Here is a 22,761-nt window from a genome sequence, read left to right as displayed (position 1 = left end):
AACTATGAGTTTGTCTGAGCGATTATACAAGAGATAGGCTACTGACATGTGAACAGGGAAATGAATTTATTTCATCATTTCCATCATGTCGGGAGTGAACGATGAGCCTTTATATCAACAACGGTGCCCTGGGCGCCATGGCACACACGGGAGCGGCGGCGAGCGCCCTGGCGCTCAGCGTGCCGGCCGCGGCAGGCGCCTTGCTGCTGAAGACCGAAAATCTGCTGGGCATCGGCGCGACCCTGATGCTGCTAACGGCATTGGCGCTGGCGTTTCTCGGCGGCGCCGCACTGGCCCGTCTACGGCCGCTGCGGAACCGGCCTGCGCTGGCGATTCTTCGCTACGGCTTTTTACTGGCAGCGGTGGGGTGGCTATTGACGCTGCTGATGCTGTTCGGCGGCCATGATTGGCCGGCCCTGCTGGCGGGCATCGTCCTCGGCGGTCTGGGGCAGGGCGTCGCCTACCGCACGGCAGTGGGGGAGAAAGCGGCGTTCGCCGTGGCGTGCAGGCTGACGATGGTGGTGACTATCGTGGCCGTAGTGATTGCCGCTTCGCTGGTGCAAACCTATGCCGCACCGGGGATAAAGGGAGCCTGTTTCGCGCTGGCGTTGCTGGTCGACCTGGCGTTGCTGGGGGCATTGATGGCGCGGGTTGCGGAGCGGGATGGGGCCTGAGACATTGCGGAGGGATAAAGGCCTGCCTGGGGGCGGGCCTTTTGGTGTTTGTGGGGATTGGTAGGGTTAGCAATCTGACGGCCGGCTTTGTACCAGGAGCAGACATTGATTGTGAATTGAAAGCCGTGGCGATGTGTTTCCATTAACGTAACTTTAGTTAGAATGGCCTCGTTGAAAACGAGAGAACTGGAGTGAAAATGTTTGCTGATTTTGGTGTCGTGAATTTCTGGACGTACCTGCTTGGTGCGACGCTGATAGTCCTTGTGCCAGGCCCTGAAACCCTGTTCGTGATTAAAACGAGCATTACCAGCGGCATCAAGCGAGGCTTTGCTGCAATATTTTCCATCCTCCTGAGCGACGTTATCCTGGTTCTTTTGGCCTGGTGCGGGCTGGCGGCAGTTATCAGCTCAACACCAGCCTTGTTTAACGCCATCAAATACGCAGGTGCTGCTTATCTGTTCTATCTCGGAGTCCAGACGATACGCGCTATCTTTAAGCCAGCGGTCGAAACGAGTGAGGAAAAGAAATCTTCAGCTGATGCTAAGGGGATCATCGGGCGCGGAATGCTGGTTACGCTATTGAATCCAAAGACGCTGCTGTTCTATATCTCTTTCTTCGCCCAGTTCATCAATGTTCAGGCTGAGCACTCCTGGATGGCGTTTATCATTCTTGCTGCAGTGATGTTCGCGATTACTCTCGTTTATTTCGGCTTCCTCGTTTTCTGCGGCTCTTATCTGCTCAGTCGTCTGAAAGGCAACCGTAGGTTATCTGCCACCGGAAACGCGCTGGTAGGTATGTTCTTCATTGGATTTGCAGCACGGCTTGCAAGCGCAACTTCCTAACTGGATAACTAAACCGCCGCGAGGCGGTTTTTTTACGTTCTTTCGCTGGATGGGACGTCCGCTCTTCGTATAGCAGCCCTTAGGATTGAAAGTGCAAAAATACGACCTAACACCATTCTGCACAGTGAAGGCTCGGTCATCGCTAAACGCTCAGATTTTCAATGTTTCAATGACCATTCGCAGAGCGGGGGATACATTGCGATGAGGGTAATAGAGAAACAACCCCTCCATTCGCAGGCTGTAACGCTGTAAAACTCTGATAAGCGCCCCGCGTTCCAGATCATCTGTGACCAGTTCGACAGGAACATAGGCCAGCCCCAAGCCCAGCCGGGCGGCTTCTGCTTCCATATAACTGTCAGATAAGGCCCATTGTCCTTCAGGCCGATGAGTGATTTTTTTATCATCCTGATTGAGTTCCCACTGGTACACGCTGCCGTCGGCAAACTGATAGGCGATACAGGGATGCGTTGTTAAATCCGCCGGGGTTTGCGGAAAACCGTAGCGACGAAAATGCTCAGGGGTACCCACAATGGCCATCTCCATATCGGGCGTAATGCGTACAGCAACCATGCCAGTGCTTACTTCGGGCCCCAGGCGAACGCCCGCATCGAATCTTTCTTCGATAATATCGACGAACCTGCTCTCGTTTATGAGTTCCAGCCTGATATCAGGATAGCGCTGTTTAAATATCGCAAGCTTTGGCAGCAGGCATTTATCAATCGCGTGCTGGCTGGCATTGATACGAACCGTGCCGGAAGGGGTCTCGCGATAATGTGCCAGCGCGGCAAGCCCTAGATCTAGCGTATCAAATCCAGATGCCGTCTTCTGGTAGAGCTGCTCGCCCGCTTGCGTCAGCGACAGTTTACGCGTGGTGCGCACCAGTAGCTGGACACCCAGCCTTTCCTCAAGCTCACGAACGGAACGGCTGACCCCTGATTGAGCAAGCCCCAGCCGTTGAGCCGCCGCGGTAAAACTGCCTTCCCGTACCACCTGCATAAATAGGTACAACTCGTTGTAGTTCTCCCTTTTCGCCATTGAATAATCCCTCCTGAACGACAGCAAACTCAGCATTAATTTATAACAATATGGTATCAATCTTAGCAGTAATACCCCTCTAATCAGCACTAATTCTGCTCACTATAATGACCCCATCAAAACAAAGCACCGCAGCGTTGTCCGTAGGAAACCTGTATCTCTCTTGTTTTTCATGGGGATTTTTATGAAAACCTTCACCCGAACGCTAAAAACCGCGATGCCGGCCATGCTGTTATTCGCATCATTAAGTGGAGTCACGACAATGAGTTATGCTGATTCAACCAATCCGAACGCCCCTGTATCCATGACAGATAAATGGGATAAAACGTTCGCCGAGAGCCAGAAAGTCGATCATCGTAAAGTCTCGTTCCAGAATCGATATGGCATCACCTTAGTGGGCGATCTTTACCTGCCCAAAGATCGCGGCGATCGCAAGCTGGCGGCGATTGCGGTCAGTGGGCCTTTTGGCGCGGTGAAAGAGCAATCCAGCGGACTGTATGCGCAGACGCTGGCGGAACAAGGGTTTATTACCCTGGCGTTTGATCCCTCTTACACGGGGGAAAGCGGCGGCTATCCGCGAAACGTCGCCTCACCGGATATCAATACGGAAGATTTCAGCGCGGCGGTGGATTTCTTAGGGCTGCAAAAAGAGGTGGACCGCAACCGTATCGGGCTGCTCGGCATTTGCGGCTGGGGTGGCATGGCGTTAAACGACGCCGCGATGGATACCCGCGTTAAAGCAGTGGCAACAAGCGTAATGTACGATATGAGTCGGGCGATGGGCCATGGCGTGGGAGATGGCAAAGACCGTTACTCCACCGCTGACCGTCGTGCCGTTCTGCAGTATCTGAATGAACAGCGCTGGAAGGATGCGGAAAGTGGAACGTTCGCTCACGGCGCTCATGATATTAACGTCGACAGAAATGGCAAGGTCAGCGCGGGTCAGCGCATTCTGCCAGAAACCCTGCCGGCCGATCCGCATCCGGTGCTGAAGGAGTTCTTTGATTACTACCGCATGCCGCGCGGTTTCCACGCGCGTTCCGTTAACTCTACGGGAGCGTGGACGGCAACGATGCCGCTGTCGTTTATGAATATGCCGCTGCTGAGCTACGCCAGTGAAATCACCATCCCGACGCTTATCGTGACCGGCGAGAAAGCGCATTCACGCTATTTTGCCGAAGATGCTTATAAGGCGGTCGGCAGTAAAGACAAAGAGCTGGTGATTGTCCCCGGTGCAAATCATGTGGACCTGTACGATAACGTTGCCGGAAAAATACCTTTCGCTAAGTTCGAACAATTTTTCAAAGCCAATCTGAAATAAACCCTCTACTGACAACATTAAAAGCCACCTGTCTACGCGGTGGCTTTATTCTGACTTTTGTGAAATCTGACTATGTCTATACTTAGCCAAACACCATCACCGAATAATCAGCACGCTCACTGGAGCGGCATTTTTGCCATGACCCTGTGCGTCTTTGTGCTGATTGCATCGGAATTTATGCCCGTCAGCCTGCTTACGCCGATTGCCCGTGATTTAGGCGTGACGGAGGGACTGGCAGGACAGGGGATTGCCATCTCCGGCGCGCTGGCCGTCCTGACCAGCCTGACGCTTTCGGCGCTGGCTGGAAACAGGGATCGCAAGTCCCTGTTACTGGGGATGACGTTTCTGATGGCCGTGTCGGGGCTCGTTATCGCACTGGCCTCCAGTTATCTGGTGTATATGGCCGGTCGCGCGATGATAGGTATTGCGATCGGGGGATTCTGGTCGATGTCTGCGGCAACGGCGATTCGTCTGGTGCCACAACATCAAGTCGCGCGTGCCCTGGCTATTTTCAACGCCGGCAATGCGCTGGCGACGGTAGTGGCAGCCCCGCTGGGGAGCTACCTTGGCACCACTGTCGGATGGCGAGGCGCTTTCTTGTGCCTGGTTCCTATCGCGGTGGTGGCCTTTATCTGGCAGTGCGTTAGTTTGCCTGGTATGAACGGCAATAAAGCTCCTGCATCACGTGGAACCGTACTCCGCCTGTTCGCTCGTCCTGTTGTCTCTCTTGGCATGCTGGCCTGTGGCCTGTTCTTTATGGGGCAGTTTGCGCTATTTACCTATGTGCGCCCATTCCTGGAGACGGTGACGCGTGTTGATTCCTCTGGCTTGTCGTTGATTTTACTGATTATCGGCGTGGCCGGTTTTATTGGCACGCTGGTTGTCTCGGCATTCCTCAACAGGAAATTCTACCTAACGTTGATGGTTATCCCTGGGCTGATGGCCGTCATTGCCGTCGCCCTGATTCTTACTGGGCATCACGTTTGGGCTGTCTCGCTGCTGTTAGGTCTCTGGGGCATGCTGGCCACCGCCGCCCCAACGGGATGGTGGACATGGATTGCCCGCACGCTTCCCGACAATGCGGAAGCCGGAGGCGGACTGATGGTTGCGGTGATTCAGCTCTCGATTGCGCTTGGTTCAACGACAGGAGGCATGGTGTTTGACCATCTCGGCTGGCAGAGCGCCTTTGCCATCAGTAGCATGCTGCTGCTTTGCGCCGGAGTGTTGACGTTTTTCACCTCACGCCAGAAGAGCAGTGCGCCTTAATCCGGCGAAGGCCCGCGCGCCAGAAACGTGGAAAGCGAGATGTCGCTGCGCACAGAGCGTACGCCCTCAAAGCCCTGGATCTCCATCAGGAAATTCTCCAGCGATTCGGTATCGGCGGCGCGTACTTTGATAAAGACGCAACCGTCCCCGGCAAAGGGTATGCAATTCTTCCACTTCCTTGCTGCTGGTGAACTGCAAAAGGGCGCGCGTTGCTTGATAGTTTAGCTGCTGGTATCGGTCACCAAAAACGTTAGTACTCTATACCTCAAGGTCGCGTTCGCCATACCAAATAAGCCTCAGTGCGATGAAACAAATACCGAGGCAGGCTGCGCGGGCGGAATGGCGAAGTGACGCTGCATGCGTTTTATCTCCTCTGCCGGTGGCAGGCCAAACAGACGTTTGAATTCGCGATTAAATTGCGATGGGCTTTCATAGCCAACGGCGTAACTCGCGGCGGCGGCGGTGATTTGTTGGCGCACCATCAGCATCCGTGCCTGGTGCAGGCGTACCGATTTCACATACTGCATTGGCGGCATCTGCGTTATCGCTTTGAAATGGCTATGAAAGGTCGGCACGCTCATGCCGGCCATCATTGCCAGCTGCGTCAGCGTTAACGGCTCCGCGTAAGCGGCATGGATGTGCTGCAACGCTTTACCGATTTTGCCAAATTGGCCCTGCAAGGCCAGCGCGGCACGCATTGCGTTGCCCTGTGCGCCTGTCAGCACGCGAAAATAAAGCTCACGCACCCGCGCCGGGCCGAGGATCGCCGCCTCAAGCGGGTTAGCCAGGACTTCAAGTAAGCGAAGTACGGCCATTTTTACCGCGCTGTCCATGGGGCTCGACATCATGCTTTGCGGCGCGACGGGAGGATGCGGGGCGCCATGCTGTTCAATCTGCAACATCAGTTCCGCGGCAAGCTGAAAATCCAGATGTATATAAATCGCCAGCAGCGGATGTGCTGCCGACGCGTCGGTTTCCATCACAAACGGCACCGGCACCGAAACCGCCAGGTAGTGCTGCTCATCATATAAATAGGTCTGTTGACCGAAATAGCCGCGTTTGCTGCCCTGGCAGACGATCACGATCCCCGGATCGTAAAGCACCGGCGTTCTGGCAAGCGGGCGATCGGAACGCAAAATTCGCACATCAGGTAGGGCAGTGAGGTTGTATCCCTCTTGCACCGCAAGTCTATTCATCAGGGCAATCATGTCGGACATCCCACCACCTCATAAAATCAGGCAAGAAAAAGAGAAGATACGGCCTAAAAATGCGGCAGAACAGAGAATACCATGCAACCTTCATGGTTCATGGGAGTTCTTTTTATGGCATCTTCAAAAACGATTTTAATTACCGGCGTCAGCAGTGGCTTTGGTCAGGCGCTGGCGCGGGAAGCCCTCGCCGTAGGGCATCGGGTTGTAGGGACGGTGCGCAACAGCGAAGCACTGCAGGCTTTCGCCGCGCTCGATACGCAGCGGGCTTTTGGCTATCTGCTTGATGTCACGGACGATGAACGTATTGATGAGGTGGTTGGAGAGATAGAGTCCGCCGTCGGTCCGATAGATGTGCTGGTGAACAATGCCGGTTACGGCCATGAAGGCATTCTGGAAGAATCCCCGCTTGCAGAGCTGCGCCGCCAGTTTGACGTCAATGTGTTTGGCGCGGTGGCGATGATCAAAGCCGTGCTACCGGGCATGCGCCAGCGCCGTCGGGGCCACATTATCAATATCACCTCAATGGGCAGTTTCATTACCTTGCCCGGTATCAGCTATTACTGCGGCAGCAAATTTGCACTGGAAGGAATATCAGAAACCTTAAGTAAAGAGCTTGCCCCGTTCAACCTACACGTGACCGCCGTGGCGCCCGGCTCGTTTCGAACGGACTGGGCCGGGCGTTCAATGGTACGTAGCCCTCGCCGTCTCCCTGACTATGACGCGTTATTTGAACCTGTTCGTCAGGCGCGTCAGGAAAAAAGCGGCAAGCAACTCGGCGATCCGGTTAAGGCGGCTCACGCCATGCTGGCATTGATCGAGAGCGGGAACCCACCCACGCATCTGTTGTTAGGCAGTGACGCATTAAGTTTGGTGCGGCAAAAGCTCGAGGCGTTAGGTCAGGAAATTGAACAATGGGAGAAGCTCACCCGTTCAACGGATGGCTGAACGGTTTGGGGTAGCGAGAGTTCAGGGGATCACCGATTATGATCCGCCCAACAGCAAAAAGCCCGCTCAGGTTTCCCTGAGCGGGCTTCTCTAAATATGGCTCCTCTGACTGGACTCGAACCAGTGACATACGGATTAACAGTCCGCCGTTCTACCGACTGAACTACAGAGGAATCGTGTGAACGGGGCGAATAATAGCGAGGCGCCGTCGGCATGTCAAAGGCGGATTACACATTCTGTGACTGTTTGCTTACAGAATGCGCAACCCGTTGAGTTTTTTGGCAGATTTAGCCCTCGGGCGCCCGCTGCAGGCGCAGCTGATAGCGGTAAACGCCGGCGGTGAGCAGGTAATCCCGGTGCACGCTCGGGCTCCAGGAGTCGTCGCCGCCCACCCCCATGTGGAAGCCGTCCAGATGCAGCCAGGTGCCTGCTTCCGGCTGCAGCAGATGCTGGTGGCTGCAGGCCATCAGCTGTTGTAGGCCGTAGCGGCTGAGCGAGAAGTGGAAGCGGCCGTCGATGCGCCAGCCGCCGTAGCGCAGGCTGCGGGTATCGCAGCGCAGGCCGTTCTCGCCGGGGAAAATATACGGCGTGTGCAGATCCGCCAGCGGCAGGCGCCAGCGCCCGTGCTGCGCGGCCAGGCATCGATCCGGGTAGTTCTCGTGCGGGCCCAGGCCCAGCCATTCCGCCTGCGGCTGCACCGTCGCCAGTTGGCAGTGCAGGCCGATGCGCGCCGGCGGCGGCAGGGCGTCGGCCACCTCGACCTCCACGTTCACGCTCACCGCGCCCAGCGCGTCAAACAGCCACTGTTTGCGGCTGATCAGTAAAATCTGCCCGTCCACGCCGAACTGGTGTTCGCTCACCACCTGCACGCCGTTTTGCAGCGCATCGGCCTGCAGCCGCGTGCAGCGTTCCTCCAGCCGGTACAGGCCCGCCAGCTTCCAGCGTTCGACCCAGGCGTTGGGATCGATATGATCCGCTTCGCTGACGCCGATGTCGTTATCGATCGGCGCGCGCGCAAAGCCGTCGCGCAGCGGCGTCAGCAGCTGCGGCTGCTCATTCTGCCACCACTGCGTCAGGTGGCCGCTGCTGCGCTCGAAGCGCCAGCGCTGGTCGCCGTGGGTGAGCGTCAGCCCCTGATCGTCTTCAGCCAGCGTGGGCGGCACGCCCTGCGCCGGCGGCGGTGCGGGATGCAGCGCGCGCGGCACCCGCCACTGATCCCAGGCGCAGCGGTGGTGCGCTTCGGACCAGTCGGTGGCCTGCGGCTGCACCACCTCCACGTTCAGCCACAGCTCGCCGGGCTGATGCAGCATCGGCAGGCGATCGAGCAGGGTGAAGCGAGTGCTGCCCTGCGGCGGCAGCGCCAGATCGAAGCTGCCGCTGGCGCGCTCCACGCCGTCCAGCTCCAGCCGCCAGTTGAGCTGCTCGTTGTCGGTGTGGCGGAACAGGTAATCGCTGGTGACGGTCAGCGTCAGCGAGGCGGCGTCGAAGGTGAAGCGGAACAGCTGCTGCGCCCGCTGCGCTTCGAACAGCGCCGGGTGAGGGGTGCGATCCGCGAACACCAGCCCGTTCAGGCAGAACTGGCGATCGTTGGGGGTGTCGCCGAAGTCGCCGCCGTAGGCCCAGAACTCTTGGCCGTGCTCGTCGCGTTTGATCAGCGCCTGATCGACCCAGTCCCAGACAAAGCCGCCCTGCAGGCGCGGGTAATGGTGGAACGCGCGCCAGTAGCGCTCAAAGCCGCCGAAGCTGTTGCCCATCGCATGGGCGTATTCGCACAGGATCAGCGGCCGCTGTTCCTCCGGCAGGCCGATCCACTTGCCGATCGCCCATTTGGGCACCGCCGGGAACGGCTGATCCTGATCCACTCGCGCATACATCGGGCAGATGATGTCGGTAGCGGCGGTGTCGGCGCCGCCGCCTTCATATTGCACCGGGCGGGTCGGATCCTGGCTTTTCACCCAGCGGTACAGCGCGTCGTGGTTTACGCCGTGGCCGGACTCGTTGCCCAGCGACCAGATAATGATGCAAGGGTGGTTGCGATCGCGTTGCACCATGCGGGTGACGCGCTCGCTCATCGCCGGCAGCCACAGCGGATCGTCAGCCAACCGGTTCATCGGCTGCATGCCGTGGGTCTCGATATTGGCTTCGTCCACCACGTACAGCCCGTAACGGTCGCACAGCCGGTACCACAGCGGGTGATTGGGGTAATGCGAGCAGCGCACCGCGTTGAAGTTGTGCTGCTTCATCAGCAGGATGTCGTGGCGCATCGTCGCCTCGTCCATCACCTGGCCGTGGCGCGGATGATGCTCGTGGCGGTTAACGCCGCGGATCAGCAGCGGCTGTCCGTTGAGCTTCAGCAACCCGCCGCTGATTTCTACCTGACGGAAGCCGACGTCATAGGCCTCCACCTCGATAATCTCCCCCTCGGGCGAGAGCAGGGCGACGGTGGCGCGATACAGCGCGGGCGTTTCGGCGCTCCACAGCGCCGGGCGTTCCACCGGCAGGCGCAGCGTGGTGCGATCGTCATAGACGCCGCGCTCGTCCACGATCTCGCTGCCGAGCGGCTGGGTGCGTTCGGCCACCCGCGTGCCGTCGCGCCACAGCTGAACCTGCACCTGCAGCGGGCCGGGCCGGTTGGCGCGCGCCGTCACCACCAGTTCGCCGCGGGTAAAGCTGTCATGCAGCGGCGTGGTGATGCGCACATCGCTCAGGTGCGCGGCGGGTTTGTGCAGCAGGCTGACGTCGCGGAAGATGCCGCTCATGCGCCACATGTCCTGATCTTCCAGATAGCTGCCGTCGCACCAGCGCAGCACCATCACCGCCAGCCGGTTTTCACCCGGCCGCAGCCACGGGCTGAGATCGAACTCCGCCGGCAGGCGGCTGTCCTGCGAATAGCCGACCCAGTGGCCGTTGCACCATAAATAGAACGCCGAGTTGACGCCGTCGAAGATAACGCGCGTCTGGCCGGCGGCCAGCCAGGCCGGATCGACGCTGAAGGTGCGCGAGTAGCAGCCGGTCGGGTTGTCTTCCGGCACGCGCGGCGGATCGACCGGGAACGGGTAGCGCACGTTGGTGTAGATCGGCGCATCGTAGCCGGCGAGCTGCCAGTTGCCCGGCACTGCCAGCGGGGCGGCGTCCGGCAGATCCTGCTGCAGCCAGCCTTCCGGTGCCGCCTCTGGGCGCGGGAAATAGCTGAAGCGCCACTCGCCGTTCAGCGACCGGCGGCTGGCGCTGGGGGCATCGTCGCGCGCGTCTTCCACCGTGCGCCAGCTGGCGAACGGCGGGTGAGCGTCCAGCCGGCGGTAGTGGGGGCAGGCCGGGTTTTGCCAGTCACGGCGGGCGAGGATTTCGGTCAGGGAAGCAAGGGGCGCAGCGGGCATCGGCGATCGTCCTGTCGGCTAGGTGATGCTCACCAAGATGCTGACCGGCGCATAAAAAGTAAAGCGGTTACACGCAACCTTGCAAGGGCGATCAAATAACCGTTAATGCGGTTCGCCGGCGCGGTAGATCCGCTGTGGGCGGCCGACCTTGCCGTAAATGATCTCGGCGCGCAGCTGCTGTGCGGCGGTACAAAACTCCAGATAACGGCGCGCGGTGGTGCGGCTGAGCCCCATTTTTTGCGCAACGCTTTCAGCGGTGTGGCGCGCGGCGGGTTCGGCGAACAGCGCGCGGATCTTGCCCAGCGTCAGCTCGTCGATGCCGGCGGGCAGCGTCGCCTGCTGTTCGCCGCGGGCGTAGGTGTTGAACATCTCGTCGATGCGGCGCTGGTTGAGGCGCGCTTTGTCCTTCAGCGCTTCGCGGCGTTGGCTGAAGCGCTGCAGGGTCTGGCTCAGCCGGTCATAGGCCAGCGGTTTGATCAGGTAGTCGAACACGCCGTAACGCAACGCCTCGGCCACGGTGGCCATGTCGCTGGCGGCGGTGATGAACACGATGCCGCCGCGATACCCGCTCAGCGTCAGTTCGCGCAGCAGGGTGATGCCCTGGCCGTCCGGCAGAAAGTTGTCCAGCAGAATCAGGTCCGGCTTGAAGCGCTCGGTCATGGCGCGCGCCTGCGCCAGGGTGCCGGCCAGCCAAATCTGGCGGCAGCCGCCGTTCTGGCGGATAAACTCCGCGTGCATTTCCGCCAGCGGCGTTTCGTCTTCAACGATCAGGATGTTCAGCCATTCCATAATGAAACCTACTATTGCAATCAAGATGCTAAATGAATGTAAGTAAACTGCGGCGCCAAATAAAGATTATCTCAATAATAAACACCATAAGATTAATTAAGCAAATAAAGAACATTAAATAACTTATTAACCGGGAACGGTTTGTGAAATAGGTCAATAATCGGCGTTTTTTTTCTGTTTACCATTGCTTTATCGAACGCGAAGCGGCGTTTATCTCCATGGTTTTTAAGGTTTTAATTATCCTTGTTGATGTTAATTAAAATGCCTTTTTGTATTTAACTTGTTGTTTGTCAGTTAACCCAGAGAGCGTGTTATGTTAGGCGATGCCGTATTTAATCGGGTAAAGCGATCGGATCATAAAGCGATTTCGGAAATAAGCGCCTTCTTGCGCAGTAACGATCTGAATATCGACACCACGGTTGAAATATTTATTACCGTTACCCAGCACGACAAATTGGTCGCCTGCGGCGGTATCGCCGACAATATTATCAAATGCGTCGCCATCAGTCCGCTGATGCGTGGCGAAGGGTTGGCGCTGGCGCTGGCGACCGAGCTGGTGAACCTGGCCTACGAGCGCCATCACACTCAGCTGTTTATCTACACCAAGGTGCAGAACGAGCCGCTGTTCCGCCAGTGCGGTTTCTACCCGATCGCCACCGTGCCGGGCATCGTGGTGCTGATGGAAAACAGCCCGTGTCGCCTGAAGCGCTACGCCGCCCAACTGGCGAGCCAGCGCCGGCCGGGCGATACCATCGGCAGCATCGTGATGAACGCCAACCCCTTTACCCGCGGGCACCAGTATCTGGTGCGTCAGGCGGCCAAGCGCTGCGACTGGCTGCACCTGTTTCTGGTAAAGGAAAACACCTCGCGCTTCAGCTATGAAGACCGGCGCCGGCTGGTGCTGGCCGGCACCGCCGATATTCCCAACCTCACGGTACACGAAGGCTCGCAGTACGTGATCTCGCGCGCCACCTTCCCCTGTTACTTCATCAAGGATCAGGGCGTGGCCGACGACTGTTACACCGAAATCGATCTGAAGATCTTCCGCCAGTATCTGGCGCCCGCGCTGGGCATCACCCACCGCTTCGTCGGCAACGAGCCGTTCTGCGCGGTGACCGCGAAATACAACCGCGACATGCGTTACTGGCTGGAAACGCCGGCGCTGCCCAGCCCGCCGATCGCGCTGGTGGAAATCGAGCGTTTGCAATATCAGGGCACGGCGATCTCCGCCTCCTGGGTGCGCAAGCTGCTGGCGGCGGGGGACTTCCACGCCGCCGCGCCGCTGGTGCCGCCGGACACCCTGTACTACCTGCAGGATCTGCAAACGCAGCGCCGGGCCAAGGCGGCCCCGCATCCTTTTGAGTCCGCACAATCAGGTGAATGATGAAAATTATCCGAGAAGCAATGGCCGGCACGCTGGAATCCAGCGATGTCATGGTGCGCATCGCGCCCGCCGAGGGGCCGCAGCACGATCTGTTGATCGCCAGCAGCGTGGAAAAACAGTTCGGCGCGGCGATACGCCACACCCTGCTGGAGGTGCTGCAGCGCTATGAGGTGGAGCCGGTGCAGGTGATCGTCGACGACAAGGGGGCGCTGGACTGCGTGCTGCGCGCCCGGCTGGAAACCGCGCTGATGCGCGCCTGCGAGGGCGGCCAACTGCCGTGGGAGGCGAAAGATGAAAACGCTGAATAAAACCCGGCTGCGCCGCAGCATGCTGTTCGTTCCCGGCGCCAACGCGGCGATGGTCAGCAATGCCTTTATCTACCAGGCCGACGCCCTGATGTTCGATCTGGAAGACTCGGTGATCCTGCGTGAAAAAGACGCGGCGCGCCGGCTGGTGTACCACGCGCTGCAGCACCCGCTGTACCAGGAGGTGGAAACCATCGTGCGCGTCAATGCGCTCGACTCCGCCTACGGCCTGGCGGACTTGCAGGCGGTGGTGCGCGGCGGCGCGGACATCGTGCGCTTGCCGAAGACCGACAGCGCGCAGGACGTTGTCGACATGGAGCGCGAGATTGCCGCCATCGAAGCGGCCTGCGGCCGGCCGGTCGGCAGCACCGGGCTGCTGGCGGCGATCGAATCGGCGCAGGGCATCACCAACGCGGTGGCGATCGCGCACGCTTCGCCGCGGCTTATCGGCATCGCGCTGGGGGCGGAAGACTACGTGCGCAACCTGCGCACCGAGCGCTCGCCGGAGGGCATCGAGCTGCTGTTCGCCCGTTGTTCGCTGCTGCAGGCGGCGCGCGCCGCCGGCATTCAGGCGTTCGACACCGTCTATTCCGACGCCAATAACGAAGCCGGCTTCCTGCAGGAAGCGGCGCTGATCAAACAGCTCGGCTTCGACGGTAAATCGCTGATTAACCCGCGCCAGATTGAGCTGCTGCACAACCTGTACGCGCCGACCGCCAAAGAGGTGGCGCACGCGCAGCGGGTGGTGGACGCCGCCGAAGCGGCGGAGCGGGAAGGGCGCGGCGTGGTGTCGCTCAACGGAAAAATGGTCGACAGCCCGGTGATTGAACGCGCCCGGCTGGTGCTGGAGCGCGCCGCGCTGTCCGGCTTGCGGGAAGAACCGGCGCAGCACGGGGAGGAAGCATGATGAACCGCCAACAACGATTGATGACCTTCGCCAACCCGGCGGATCTGCCGGGCTATCAGGACGTGTCCAAAGCCAACCTGCAGGCGCGCAAACCGCGCGATCTCAAGCTGTGCGACTCCTTGCAGGAAGCGGTGCGCCGCAGCGGACTGCAGGACGGCATGACCATCTCCTTCCACCATGCGTTTCGCGGTGGCGATTTGACCCTCAATCAGGTGATGGAGACGCTGGCGGCGATGGGGTTCCGCAACCTGACGCTGGCCTCCAGCTCGCTGACCGACTGCCATGCGCCGCTGGTTGAGCATATCCGCCACGGCGTGGTGAGCCGCATTTACACCTCCGGGCTGCGCGGCCCGTTGGCGGACGCCGTTTCGCGCGGCCTGTTGGCGGAGCCGGTGCAAATTCACTCGCACGGCGGCCGGGTCAACCTGATCGAGTCCGGCGAGCTGAAGATAGACGTGGCCTTCCTCGGCGTGCCGGCCTGCGATGAGTTCGGCAACGCCAACGGCTACAGCGGTGAAGCCTGCTGCGGCTCGCTCGGCTATGCGCGGGTGGACGCCGAGGCGGCGGGCACCGTGGTGCTGCTGACCGAGCAGCTGGTGCCGTATCCGCATCATCCCGCCAGCCTGGCGCAGGATCGGGTGGATCTGATCGTGCAGCTGGAGCGGGTGGGCGATGCCGACAAAATCGGCGCCGACGCCACGCGCATGACTTCGAACCCGCGCGAGCTGCTGATCGCCCGCCGCGCCGCCGAGGTGATCGCCGGTTCCGGCTACTTCACCGAAGGGTTCTCGCTGCAAACCGGCACCGGCGGCGCCTCGCTGGCGGTGACCCGGTTCCTGGAGGATAAGATGCGCGCCCGCGGCATTCGCGCCGCGTTCGCCCTCGGCGGCATCACCTCGACCATGGTGGATCTGCACGAGAAAGGGTTGATCGGCAAGCTGCTGGACGTGCAGAGCTTCGATCGGGCGGCGGCGACCTCGCTGGCGCGCAACCCGCGCCATATCGAAATCAGCGCCAACCAGTACGCCAACTTCAGCTCCAAGGGCGCGTCGGTCGATCGGCTCGACGTGGTGGTGCTGAGCGCGCTGGAAATCGACACCGGCTTCAACGTTAACGTGCTGACCGGCTCCGACGGGGTGCTGCGCGGCGCGTCCGGCGGCCACTGCGACACCGCCGCCGCCGCGCGGCTGGCGATCATTGTCGCGCCGTTGGTGCGCGGGCGCATCCCGACGCTGGTGGAGCAGGTGACCACCTGCGTCACGCCGGGCTCCAGCATCGACATTCTGGTGACCGACCACGGCATCGCCGTCAACCCGGCGCGGCCGGAGCTGGCGCAGCGCCTGCGGGAGGCTGGGCTCGAGGTGGTGAGCATTGACTGGCTGCGCGCCCGCGCGCTGCAGCTGACCGGCGAACCGCAGCCGATCGCGTTTACCGACAAGGTGGTGGCGGTGGTGCGCTACCGCGACGGCTCGGTGATCGACGTGGTGCATCAGGTGGCGGAGTAACCGATGGCCGCCGTCGATCCCCAACTGGCCGCCGAACGCGCGGTCAGCCTGCCGGCGCTGCTCACCAGCCGCGAATGCCGCCAGGCACGCCAGCAGGCGTGGCTGGCGCAGCACGAGTGCACGCTGCTGGTGCTGACGCTGGTGGTGCCCGGCCCGGTGAAGGACAGCGCGTTGACGCGCGGCATCTTCAACCTGGGGTGGGCGGCGCTGCTGCGGCTGTGCGCCGAACAGGGTTGGCCCAGCCCGCAGGCCGAGGCGCTGGCGCTCGCCACCGGTTGCGAAGGGTTTGTGGCGCTGCGCGCCGATGCCCAGCGGGTGAAAGACTGCGCCATGCAGCTGGAGGTGAGCCGCCCGATCGGCCGACTGTGGGATATCGACGTGCTGGATACGCAGGGGCGCATTTTGTCGCGCCGCGACATCGGCCTGCCGGAACGGCGCTGCCTGTTGTGCGGCCAACCGGCCAAGATCTGCGCCCGCCAGCGGCGGCACAGCAGCGAGCAGCTGCTGCATGAAATGGAAAGGATGTTCAACGATGCGATCTCTGCCGATTAATCCACCCGCCCGTCACACCGAGCCGGCCTGCGGCTTCGCCCGCGCCGCTTTCCGCGCGCTGCTGGTGGAGGTCAACCTCACGCCCAAACCGGGGCTGGTGGATCGCCATAACACCGGCGCTCACCGCGACATGGATCTCGGGCACTTCTACCGCAGCGCCCGCGCCATCGGCGTGTGGCTGCCGCACTTTATCCAACGCGGACGGGAAGACGCGGCTTTGCCGGCAGAGCAGCAGCTGGCGCGGCTGCGGCCGCTTGGCCTGGCCTGCGAAAACCAGATGTTTCGCGCCACCGGCGGCATTAACACCCACAAGGGCAGCGTGTTCTCACTCGGGTTGCTGTGCACCGCCTTCGGCCGCCTGCAGCAGCAGGGCCGCGCCATCGGCGCAGAAGCGCTGTGCGCCGAGGTGGCGGCGATGTGTCGGGGGCTGGTGGAGCGTGAGCTGCGGCGCAACAACGCCGGGCAGACCGCCGGCCAGCGGCTGTTCGCCGCGCACGGGCTGAGCGGCGCACGCGGCGAGGCGGAGTCCGGTTTTCGGTTGGTGCTTGACGGCGCGCTGCCGCTGTATCGGCAACGGCTGGCCGCCGGTGGCGACGAACAGCGGGCGCTGCTGGACAGCCTGCTGTGGCTGATGGCCCACAACGACGACACCAACGTCGCCTCGCGCGGCGGCCTGCACGGGCTGCGCTGGCTGCGGCGCCGGGCGGCCTGGCTGCTGGCGCAGGGCGGCTCGGCCGGGGAGGCGGGCCTGGCGCGCCTGCAACGCTTCGATGCCGACTGCATCGCCCGTAACCTCAGCCCCGGCGGCAGCGCCGACCTGTTGATAGTGACCTGGCTGCTGGCGCAGCTGGGTGCCCAAGAATAATAACCAAGCCTTCAGGAGAGTCCCAATGTCCCAAACCCAGGAAAAGATCTGGAAAGCGATAGCGCCGCTGGCGGTGCTCGCGATCCTGTTATTGATACCGGTACCCGACGGCATGCCGCCGCAGGCCTGGCACTACTTCGCCATCTTCGTGGCGATGATCGTCGGCATGATTCTGGAGCCGATCCCGGCCACCGCCATCAGCTTTATCGCGGTGACCGTCAGCGTGCTCAGCGCCAACTGGGTGCTGTTCGGCGCGCAGGAGCTGGCGGAGCCGGGCTTCAAGGCCGGTAAAGAGGCGCTGAAATGGGGGCTGGCGGGCTTCTCCAGCACCACCGTCTGGCTGGTGTTCGGCGCCTTTATCTTCGCGCTGGGCTACGAGGCCACCGGGCTGGGGCGGCGCATCGCGCTGTTCCTGGTGAAGTTCATGGGCAAGCGCACGCTGACGCTGGGCTATGCGGTGGTGATCATCGATATCCTGCTGGCGCCGTTCACGCCGTCCAACACCGCGCGCACCGGCGGCACGGTGTTCCCGGTGGTGAAAAACCTGCCGCCGCTGTTCGATTCTTTCCCTAACGATCCCTCCTCGCGCCGCATCGGCGGTTACCTGATGTGGATGATGGTGGTCGGCACCAGCATCAGCTCCTCGATGTTCGTCACCGGCGCCGCGCCGAACGTTTTGGGCATCGAGTTCGTCGGCAAGATTGCCGGGGTGCACATCAGCTGGATGCAGTGGTTCCTGGCGTTCCTGCCGGTCGGCCTGCTGCTGCTGATCATCGCGCCGCTGATCTCCTACTACCTGTACAAACCGGGCGTGACCCACAGCAGCGAAGTGGCCGCCTGGGCGGATACCGCGCTGGGGGAAATGGGCAAGCTGACGCGCAAGGAGTACACCCTGATCGGCCTGGTGCTGCTCAGCCTGTGTCTGTGGGTGTTCGGCGGCAAAATGCTGGACGCCACCGCGGTATGCCTGCTGGCGGTGTCGCTGATGCTGGCGCTGCACGTGGTGTCGTGGAAAGAGATCACCAAATACTCCAGCGCCTGGAACACGCTGGTTAACCTGGCGACGCTGGTGGTGATGGCCAACGGCCTAACGCGCTCCGGCTTTATCGACTGGTTCGCCCAGACCATGAGCACCCACCTGGACGGCTTCTCGCCGAACATGACGGTGGTGGCGCTGGTGCTGGTGTTCTACTTCGCCCACTATCTGTTCGCCAGCCTGTCGGCGCATACCGCCACCATGCTGCCGGTGATCCTGGCGGTCGGCAAAGGGCTGCCGGGCGTGCCGATGGAACAGCTGTCGATGCTGCTGGTGCTGTCGATCGGTATCATGGGCGTGCTGACGCCGTACGCCACCGGGCCGGGGGTGATCATCTACGGCTGTGGCTATGTGAAGTCGAAAGACTACTGGCGCCTGGGCGGTATTCTCGGCGTGGTGTACATCGCCGCGCTGCTGCTGATCGGCTGGCCGATCATGAGCCTGTGGTACTGAGTTGAAGCCACGCGGCCACCGCCCGGTGGCCGCGGTTACGATCCTTTCCCGTGAACCCTGTCACACACTTGTCACACTAACCCCGCCATCATACGCAGGCAAACGCTAACACCTTAAAAATAATCATTTTCCGGGAGCCTCTGCGGATGAGAAAAAAAACGTTATTGCTGTGCCTGCCTTTGTTATTCACCGGGAACGCGCTGGCGGACGCCGGCGGTTATCAACTGGAGCAGGTGCTGGTGATGAGCCGCCATAACCTGCGCGCGCCGCTGGCCAACAACGGCAGCGTGTTGGCGCAGTCCACGCCGAAGGCTTGGCCGGCCTGGGAAACGCCGGGCGGCCAGCTGACCACCAAGGGCGGGGTGCTGGAAGTGTATATGGGGCACTACTTCAACGCCTGGCTGAAGCAGACCGGCCTGTTGCCGCAAGAGGGCTGCCCGACCGCCGGCAGCGTGTACGTCTACGCCAACAGCCTGCAGCGCACGGTGGCCACCGCGCAGTTCTTCAGCAACGGTGCGTTCCCTGGCTGCGACGTCAGCGTGCACCATCAGGACAAGATGGGCGAGATGGATCCGACCTTCAACCCGATCATCACTGACACCAGCGAAGCCTTCAACCAGCAGGCGCTGGCGGCGATGAACGCCGCGCTGGGATCGCTGAAGCTGGACGCCTCTTACCAACAGCTGGCGAAGATCATCGACTACAAGGATTCCGCCGCCTGCAAGACCGACAAACACTGTGACCTGACCAAAGAAGCCAGCGTGATGAGCGCGGTGCCGGGCAAAGAGCCGGGCGTCTCCGGCCCGCTGCGGGTGGGCAACTCGCTGGTGGACGCCTTTATGCTGCAGTATTACGAAGGTTTCCCGATGAAAGAGGTGGCCTGGGGCAAAATCGCCACCCCGCATCAGTGGAAGCAGCTGGCGCAGTTGAAAGACGGCTATCAGGATTCGCTGTTCACCTCGCCGGTGGTGGCGCAAAACGTCGCCAAACCGCTGCTGACCTACATCAACAACGCGCTGCTGGGCGAGCGCAAACCGGACGCGCCGAAGTTGACGGTGCTGGTCGGCCACGACTCCAATATCGCCTCGCTGCTGTCGGCCATGCAGTTCCAGCCGTATCAGCTGCCGCAGCAGTACGAGAAAACGCCGATCGGCGGCAAACTGGTGTTCCAGCGCTGGCGCGACGCGCAGAACGACCGTGAATTGCTGAAGATTGAGTACGTCTATCAGTCCACCGAACAGCTGCGCAAGGCGACGCCGCTGACGCTGCAAACCCCGCCGCAGCGCGTGACGCTGGCGCTGAAAGGCTGCCCGATCGACAAAGACGGTTTCTGTGCCTGGAGCGATTTCGAAAAGACCATGAAAGGCATCTTGTAATGCCCGGCCTCTCTTCCGATCGCGGGGGAGAGGCATAGGCGCGGCTGCCGGGGGATTGTGCTTGAATCCCCTCAACCGATCACCTAGCATTTCGTTAGGTGTAACGGGGAGAGAAAACCATGCGACCATCCATTGTTCTTGCAGAACATCGCCAGGCGATCCGAAAAACGGTTGGGCTGTTCCCTGCGGCCAATCCGCGGATTTTCGGCTCGGTGCTGCATGGCACCGATCGGGAGGGCAGTGATTTGGATCTGTTGGTCGATGCGTTGCCGGGTGCCACGTTGTTTGATCTGGGAGGGCTGCAGTCGGAACTGGAAGCGCTGCTGGGCATTCAGGTGGATCTGCTGACGCCGCTCGATTTGCCGCCGGCCTTTCGTCAGCAGGTTTTGGCGGAGGCCCAACCGGTATGAAAGATGCGCGGTTGGTCGATTATCTGAGCCACATGCAACAGGCGGCGCAGGATGCCTGTGATTTCGTTGATGGCTTGGCGGCGGCAGATTTTATCGAAGATAAACGCACTCAGCAGGCGGTCATTATGAGCCTGATTATTATCGGTGAAGCCGTGACGAAAATCATGGATGGCAGCCCTGCGTTTACGCAACGCCATCCTGAAATCCCCTGGCGAAACATGCGCGGCATGCGTAATCGCATTGCGCACGGTTATTTTGATATCAACCTTGAAGTGGTCTGGGCGACGGTGCAAACGGCGTTGCCGGAACTGCTTACACAGCTGTTGGCGGTACGCCAGGATGCTGAGAAGTTAAACGACGGTGATTAAGCTTTCTTTGGACAGTGACTCTGGTTCCTGCCGGAGCCCCACTTTTATCCGCAATATCGAATTTTTCACGCCGGACGGCTATCCGGGCCAGGTCGCGCGCTGCCATTTTGCGCTGGCGGAGTATCGCGACGAGCGTTTTCCCGAGGCGGGCTTTGCGCTGCCGGACCACCTGGCGCGCGCGGTGCCGAAACGCCGTGCGGAGTATCTGGCCGGGCGTGTTCTGGCGCGGCAACTGTTGGCGCCGCTCGGTTTTGCCGATTTCACTCTGGCGCGCGGCGAAGATCGCGCGCCGCAGTGGCCGCCGGGCATCGCCGGGGCGCTGAGCCATAATTCGCATACCGCGCTGTGTGCCGTACACCCTGAGCGCGGGCTGGGCGGCGTTGGGCTGGATGTGGAGACGCTGCTCTCCGACGTGCGGGCGGAGGAGCTGTGGGGGGCGATCGTTTCGGCGGGGGAGCGCGAGGCGTTACTGCGCGAGGCGCTGCCGTTCAACGAACTGCTGACGCTAACGTTTTCCGCCAAAGAGAGCCTGTTCAAGGCGCTTTATCCGCAGGTGCGCTGTTACTTCGATTTTCTCGATGCGCGCATGGTCGCCGTGGATGTGCAGAGACAGACGTTTGTATTAGCGTTGCTTAAGACCTTGACGCCAAATTGCCCCGCCGGCCGCCGGTTTAACGGGCGTTTTTGGCGTGAAGGTGACGATGTCACGACCTTTATTTTTTGCTAAAACACAATAATAACAGTGTGTTATTTCTTGCTTCGCCGTAACGCGGATGTGCCGCGGCGGGCGGAAAGATTCATTCATCGGAGATTGACCCACGGTGGGGATCCGGTGTAATTTATTCTCCTTTTATAGCTAATGATAATTATTCGCATAAACATTATCATTGGTGGGGCGCAACAAAGGAGTGGTCTTGTGGCGACACTGACGACAGAAAACCAAACCTTCTCCGGGTTTGAGTACGCCGAACAATCGACCTTTTTGTACCGGTCCGAATTCCGGTCCCTCTCCGCCGACGGCGTGTTTGAGCGTATCGAGACGCCGGCGTTCGGCGGCGAGCAGGAAGGCAGCGCGCTGGCGCAGCATATTCGCCAGGCGCTGGCGCGCGCCAAAGCCGCCGGCCAAGAGACGCCGGTGGTGGTGGGCGCCATTCCGTTCGATACGCGCCGGCCTTCCTGCCTGTACGTGCCTGAAAACTGCCAGTTTGTCGCCAACGACAGCTTTACCCGCGCCGCGCGCCCGATGCTGCAACAGCCGCATCGCCTGGCCGCCTGCACCAGCATTCCGGACGAACCGCGCTTCAAGCACGCGGTGGCGGAAGCGGTCAGCCGCTTTAAACAAGGCAAGCTGGACAAGGCGGTGCTGTCGCGCATCCTCGACATCGAGCTGGAGCAGCCGGTGGCGGGTCACCAGATCCTCAATAACCTGATGGTGCAGAACCCGACCGGTTATCACTTTTCCCTGCCGTTGGCCGATGGCGGCGTGCTGATCGGCGCCAGCCCGGAGCTGCTGATCCGCAAGCAGGGCGGCGAGATCCACACCAACCCGCTGGCGGGTTCGGCGCGCCGTCAGGACGATCCGCAGCAGGATCGCCTCGGCAGCGAGCGCCTGATGCGCTCGACCAAAGACAAATACGAACACAAGCTGGTGATCGACGACATCCGTCGGCACCTGGCACCGCTGTGCGCCAGCCTGAGCGTGCCCAGCGGCCCGTCGTTGCTCAGTACCGGCACCATGTGGCATTTGTCCACCCGCATTCGCGGCGAGCTGCTGAACCCGAATCTCAACGTGATGCAGTTGGCCTGTCTGCTGCATCCGACGCCGGCGCTGTGCGGCTTCCCGACCGAGAGCGCCCGCCAACTGATCGCCGATCTGGAACCGTACGATCGCGGCCTGTTCAGCGGCATCGTCGGCTGGTGCGACGCCAACGGCGACGGCGAGTGGGCGATCGTCATCCGCAGCGGCCTGCTGCGCGGCAACCGGGTGCGGCTGTTCGCCGGCGCGGGTATCGTCGCCGCCTCGACGCCGCAGTCCGAGTGGCTGGAAACCGCCGCCAAACTGGGCACCATGCTCAACGCTTTCGGCCTGAACAGCGGCGCGCTGTAGGGCCACTTTGCGGCGCAGCGCGCGCCGCATCCT

22 protein-coding genes and 1 tRNA gene are annotated in these 22,761 nt (G+C 61.1%); 17 read left to right on the top strand and 6 right to left on the bottom strand.

Translation table 11 applies throughout. The annotated features are described in order from the left end of the window. The first annotated feature begins 101 nt into the window (after positions 1–101). Together ACJ8J4_RS07345 and leuE are read left to right on the top strand one after the other, a co-directional pair. A complete protein-coding gene (locus tag ACJ8J4_RS07345; RefSeq protein WP_089196042.1) occupies positions 102–674 on the top strand; it encodes a hypothetical protein in 573 nt (190 codons plus the stop codon). 197 nt (positions 675–871) lie between these two features. Next, entirely contained in the window at positions 872–1,516 is a 645-nt protein-coding gene (leuE, locus tag ACJ8J4_RS07340; RefSeq protein WP_016927074.1) for a leucine efflux protein LeuE, read from the top strand. A 150-nt stretch (positions 1,517–1,666) separates the two neighbouring features. Here the strand turns inward: leuE and ACJ8J4_RS07335 are convergent, their stop codons facing one another. After that, complete coding sequence (locus ACJ8J4_RS07335) at positions 1,667–2,551, bottom strand: LysR family transcriptional regulator (RefSeq protein WP_016927075.1); 885 nt, start codon at positions 2,549–2,551, stop codon at positions 1,667–1,669. A gap of 262 nt (positions 2,552–2,813) precedes the next feature. Here ACJ8J4_RS07335 and ACJ8J4_RS07330 point away from each other — a divergent pair, with 262 nt between their 5' ends. Both ACJ8J4_RS07330 and ACJ8J4_RS07325 read left to right on the top strand, forming a co-directional pair. Further along, entirely contained in the window at positions 2,814–3,872 is a 1,059-nt protein-coding gene (locus ACJ8J4_RS07330) for an alpha/beta hydrolase (protein WP_123867415.1), read from the top strand. Between the two features lie 138 nt (positions 3,873–4,010). Continuing rightward, the gene (locus ACJ8J4_RS07325; RefSeq protein ID WP_025303462.1) at positions 4,011–5,138 is read left to right on the top strand and encodes an MFS transporter; all 1,128 of its coding nucleotides are present in this window, start codon (positions 4,011–4,013) and stop codon (positions 5,136–5,138) included. Here the strand turns inward: ACJ8J4_RS07325 and ACJ8J4_RS07320 are convergent. Both ACJ8J4_RS07320 and ACJ8J4_RS07315 read right to left on the bottom strand, forming a co-directional pair. Beyond that, positions 5,135–5,299, bottom strand: coding sequence for an Lrp/AsnC ligand binding domain-containing protein (locus ACJ8J4_RS07320; protein WP_256376332.1), 165 nt, complete (start codon positions 5,297–5,299; stop codon positions 5,135–5,137). The genes ACJ8J4_RS07325 and ACJ8J4_RS07320 overlap by 4 nt on opposite strands. Before the next feature lie 135 nt (positions 5,300–5,434). Further along, a complete protein-coding gene (locus ACJ8J4_RS07315) occupies positions 5,435–6,355 on the bottom strand; it encodes an AraC family transcriptional regulator (RefSeq protein WP_025303461.1) in 921 nt (306 codons plus the stop codon). Between the two features lie 105 nt (positions 6,356–6,460). Between ACJ8J4_RS07315 and ACJ8J4_RS07310 the strand changes: the two genes are divergently transcribed. Beyond that, the gene (locus ACJ8J4_RS07310; protein WP_025303460.1) at positions 6,461–7,294 is read left to right on the top strand and encodes an oxidoreductase; all 834 of its coding nucleotides are present in this window, start codon (positions 6,461–6,463) and stop codon (positions 7,292–7,294) included. A gap of 97 nt (positions 7,295–7,391) precedes the next feature. On the opposite strand, the gene ACJ8J4_RS07305 is transcribed toward ACJ8J4_RS07310, so the two are convergent. From ACJ8J4_RS07305 to dpiA, 3 genes are all read right to left on the bottom strand, one after another. Beyond that, positions 7,392–7,467: transfer RNA gene (locus ACJ8J4_RS07305), tRNA-Asn, on the bottom strand. A 114-nt stretch (positions 7,468–7,581) separates the two neighbouring features. Further along, complete coding sequence (locus ACJ8J4_RS07300) at positions 7,582–10,671, bottom strand: beta-galactosidase (RefSeq protein WP_089196041.1); 3,090 nt, start codon at positions 10,669–10,671, stop codon at positions 7,582–7,584. 102 nt (positions 10,672–10,773) lie between these two features. Beyond that, positions 10,774–11,460: a two-component response regulator DpiA gene (gene dpiA, locus ACJ8J4_RS07295; protein WP_089196040.1), complete on the bottom strand. Its 687-nt coding sequence runs from the start codon at positions 11,458–11,460 to the stop codon at positions 10,774–10,776. Between the two features lie 313 nt (positions 11,461–11,773). On the opposite strand from dpiA, the gene citC reads away from it, so the two are divergent. The 12 genes from citC (at position 11,774) to ACJ8J4_RS07235 (ending at position 22,728) form a co-directional block, all read left to right on the top strand. Then, on the top strand, positions 11,774–12,844 hold the full coding sequence (citC, locus tag ACJ8J4_RS07290; protein WP_004940809.1) for a [citrate (pro-3S)-lyase] ligase: 1,071 nt from the start codon (positions 11,774–11,776) through the stop codon (positions 12,842–12,844). Further along, entirely contained in the window at positions 12,844–13,152 is a 309-nt protein-coding gene (citD, locus tag ACJ8J4_RS07285; protein WP_019452464.1) for a citrate lyase acyl carrier protein, read from the top strand. The genes citC and citD overlap by 1 nt, the downstream gene beginning before the upstream one ends. Beyond that, the gene (gene citE, locus ACJ8J4_RS07280) at positions 13,136–14,056 is read left to right on the top strand and encodes a citrate (pro-3S)-lyase subunit beta (RefSeq protein ID WP_016927085.1); all 921 of its coding nucleotides are present in this window, start codon (positions 13,136–13,138) and stop codon (positions 14,054–14,056) included. The genes citD and citE overlap by 17 nt, the downstream gene beginning before the upstream one ends. Further along, positions 14,056–15,561 carry a citrate lyase subunit alpha gene (gene citF, locus ACJ8J4_RS07275; RefSeq protein ID WP_004940815.1) on the top strand — a complete coding sequence of 502 codons (1,506 nt, stop codon included), beginning with the start codon at positions 14,056–14,058 and terminating at the stop codon, positions 15,559–15,561. Before citE ends, citF begins: the two co-directional genes overlap by 1 nt. 3 nt (positions 15,562–15,564) lie before the next feature. Then, positions 15,565–16,113, top strand: a complete 549-nt coding sequence (gene citX, locus ACJ8J4_RS07270; RefSeq protein ID WP_049204979.1) for a citrate lyase holo-[acyl-carrier protein] synthase — start codon at positions 15,565–15,567, stop codon at positions 16,111–16,113. Beyond that, on the top strand, positions 16,094–16,978 hold the full coding sequence (citG, locus tag ACJ8J4_RS07265) for a triphosphoribosyl-dephospho-CoA synthase CitG (protein ID WP_197835823.1): 885 nt from the start codon (positions 16,094–16,096) through the stop codon (positions 16,976–16,978). Before citX ends, citG begins: the two co-directional genes overlap by 20 nt. Before the next feature lie 25 nt (positions 16,979–17,003). Then, on the top strand, positions 17,004–18,467 hold the full coding sequence (locus ACJ8J4_RS07260) for an anion permease (protein ID WP_004940821.1): 1,464 nt from the start codon (positions 17,004–17,006) through the stop codon (positions 18,465–18,467). Positions 18,468–18,613: 146 nt separating this feature from the next. Beyond that, on the top strand, positions 18,614–19,843 hold the full coding sequence (gene agp / locus ACJ8J4_RS07255; RefSeq protein ID WP_049295954.1) for a bifunctional glucose-1-phosphatase/inositol phosphatase: 1,230 nt from the start codon (positions 18,614–18,616) through the stop codon (positions 19,841–19,843). 119 nt (positions 19,844–19,962) lie between these two features. After that, positions 19,963–20,253: a nucleotidyltransferase family protein gene (locus ACJ8J4_RS07250; RefSeq protein ID WP_015378435.1), complete on the top strand. Its 291-nt coding sequence runs from the start codon at positions 19,963–19,965 to the stop codon at positions 20,251–20,253. Further along, entirely contained in the window at positions 20,250–20,621 is a 372-nt protein-coding gene (locus ACJ8J4_RS07245) for a HepT-like ribonuclease domain-containing protein (protein ID WP_043143151.1), read from the top strand. The genes ACJ8J4_RS07250 and ACJ8J4_RS07245 overlap by 4 nt, the downstream gene beginning before the upstream one ends. 7 nt (positions 20,622–20,628) lie before the next feature. Next, entirely contained in the window at positions 20,629–21,348 is a 720-nt protein-coding gene (locus tag ACJ8J4_RS07240) for a 4'-phosphopantetheinyl transferase family protein (RefSeq protein WP_264383650.1), read from the top strand. 189 nt (positions 21,349–21,537) lie between these two features. Next, entirely contained in the window at positions 21,538–22,728 is a 1,191-nt protein-coding gene (locus ACJ8J4_RS07235) for an isochorismate synthase (protein WP_049295950.1), read from the top strand. The last annotated feature ends 33 nt before the right edge of the window (positions 22,729–22,761 follow it).

Source organism: Serratia sp. CY47280 (genome assembly GCF_052168655.1).
Lineage (GTDB): Bacteria > Pseudomonadota > Gammaproteobacteria > Enterobacterales > Enterobacteriaceae > Serratia > Serratia bockelmannii.
This window is presented reverse-complemented; position numbering and strand designations above follow the sequence as displayed.

Coding starts and splice junctions, on each gene's coding strand:
- ACJ8J4_RS07245 (WP_043143151.1), top strand. CDS start 20,250: ATGAAAGATGCGCGGTTGGTCGATTATCTGAGCCACATGCAACAGGCG.
- ACJ8J4_RS07300 (WP_089196041.1), bottom strand. CDS start 10,671: ATGCCCGCTGCGCCCCTTGCTTCCCTGACCGAAATCCTCGCCCGCCGT.
- citG (WP_197835823.1), top strand. CDS start 16,094: ATGCGATCTCTGCCGATTAATCCACCCGCCCGTCACACCGAGCCGGCC.
- ACJ8J4_RS07250 (WP_015378435.1), top strand. CDS start 19,963: ATGCGACCATCCATTGTTCTTGCAGAACATCGCCAGGCGATCCGAAAA.
- citX (WP_049204979.1), top strand. CDS start 15,565: ATGGCCGCCGTCGATCCCCAACTGGCCGCCGAACGCGCGGTCAGCCTG.
- ACJ8J4_RS07310 (WP_025303460.1), top strand. CDS start 6,461: ATGGCATCTTCAAAAACGATTTTAATTACCGGCGTCAGCAGTGGCTTT.
- citF (WP_004940815.1), top strand. CDS start 14,056: ATGAACCGCCAACAACGATTGATGACCTTCGCCAACCCGGCGGATCTG.
- ACJ8J4_RS07260 (WP_004940821.1), top strand. CDS start 17,004: ATGTCCCAAACCCAGGAAAAGATCTGGAAAGCGATAGCGCCGCTGGCG.
- citE (WP_016927085.1), top strand. CDS start 13,136: ATGAAAACGCTGAATAAAACCCGGCTGCGCCGCAGCATGCTGTTCGTT.
- ACJ8J4_RS07325 (WP_025303462.1), top strand. CDS start 4,011: ATGACCCTGTGCGTCTTTGTGCTGATTGCATCGGAATTTATGCCCGTC.
- agp (WP_049295954.1), top strand. CDS start 18,614: ATGAGAAAAAAAACGTTATTGCTGTGCCTGCCTTTGTTATTCACCGGG.
- citC (WP_004940809.1), top strand. CDS start 11,774: ATGTTAGGCGATGCCGTATTTAATCGGGTAAAGCGATCGGATCATAAA.
- citD (WP_019452464.1), top strand. CDS start 12,844: ATGAAAATTATCCGAGAAGCAATGGCCGGCACGCTGGAATCCAGCGAT.
- dpiA (WP_089196040.1), bottom strand. CDS start 11,460: ATGGAATGGCTGAACATCCTGATCGTTGAAGACGAAACGCCGCTGGCG.
- ACJ8J4_RS07315 (WP_025303461.1), bottom strand. CDS start 6,355: ATGTCCGACATGATTGCCCTGATGAATAGACTTGCGGTGCAAGAGGGA.
- ACJ8J4_RS07335 (WP_016927075.1), bottom strand. CDS start 2,551: ATGGCGAAAAGGGAGAACTACAACGAGTTGTACCTATTTATGCAGGTG.
- ACJ8J4_RS07345 (WP_089196042.1), top strand. CDS start 102: ATGAGCCTTTATATCAACAACGGTGCCCTGGGCGCCATGGCACACACG.
- leuE (WP_016927074.1), top strand. CDS start 872: ATGTTTGCTGATTTTGGTGTCGTGAATTTCTGGACGTACCTGCTTGGT.
- ACJ8J4_RS07330 (WP_123867415.1), top strand. CDS start 2,814: ATGAGTTATGCTGATTCAACCAATCCGAACGCCCCTGTATCCATGACA.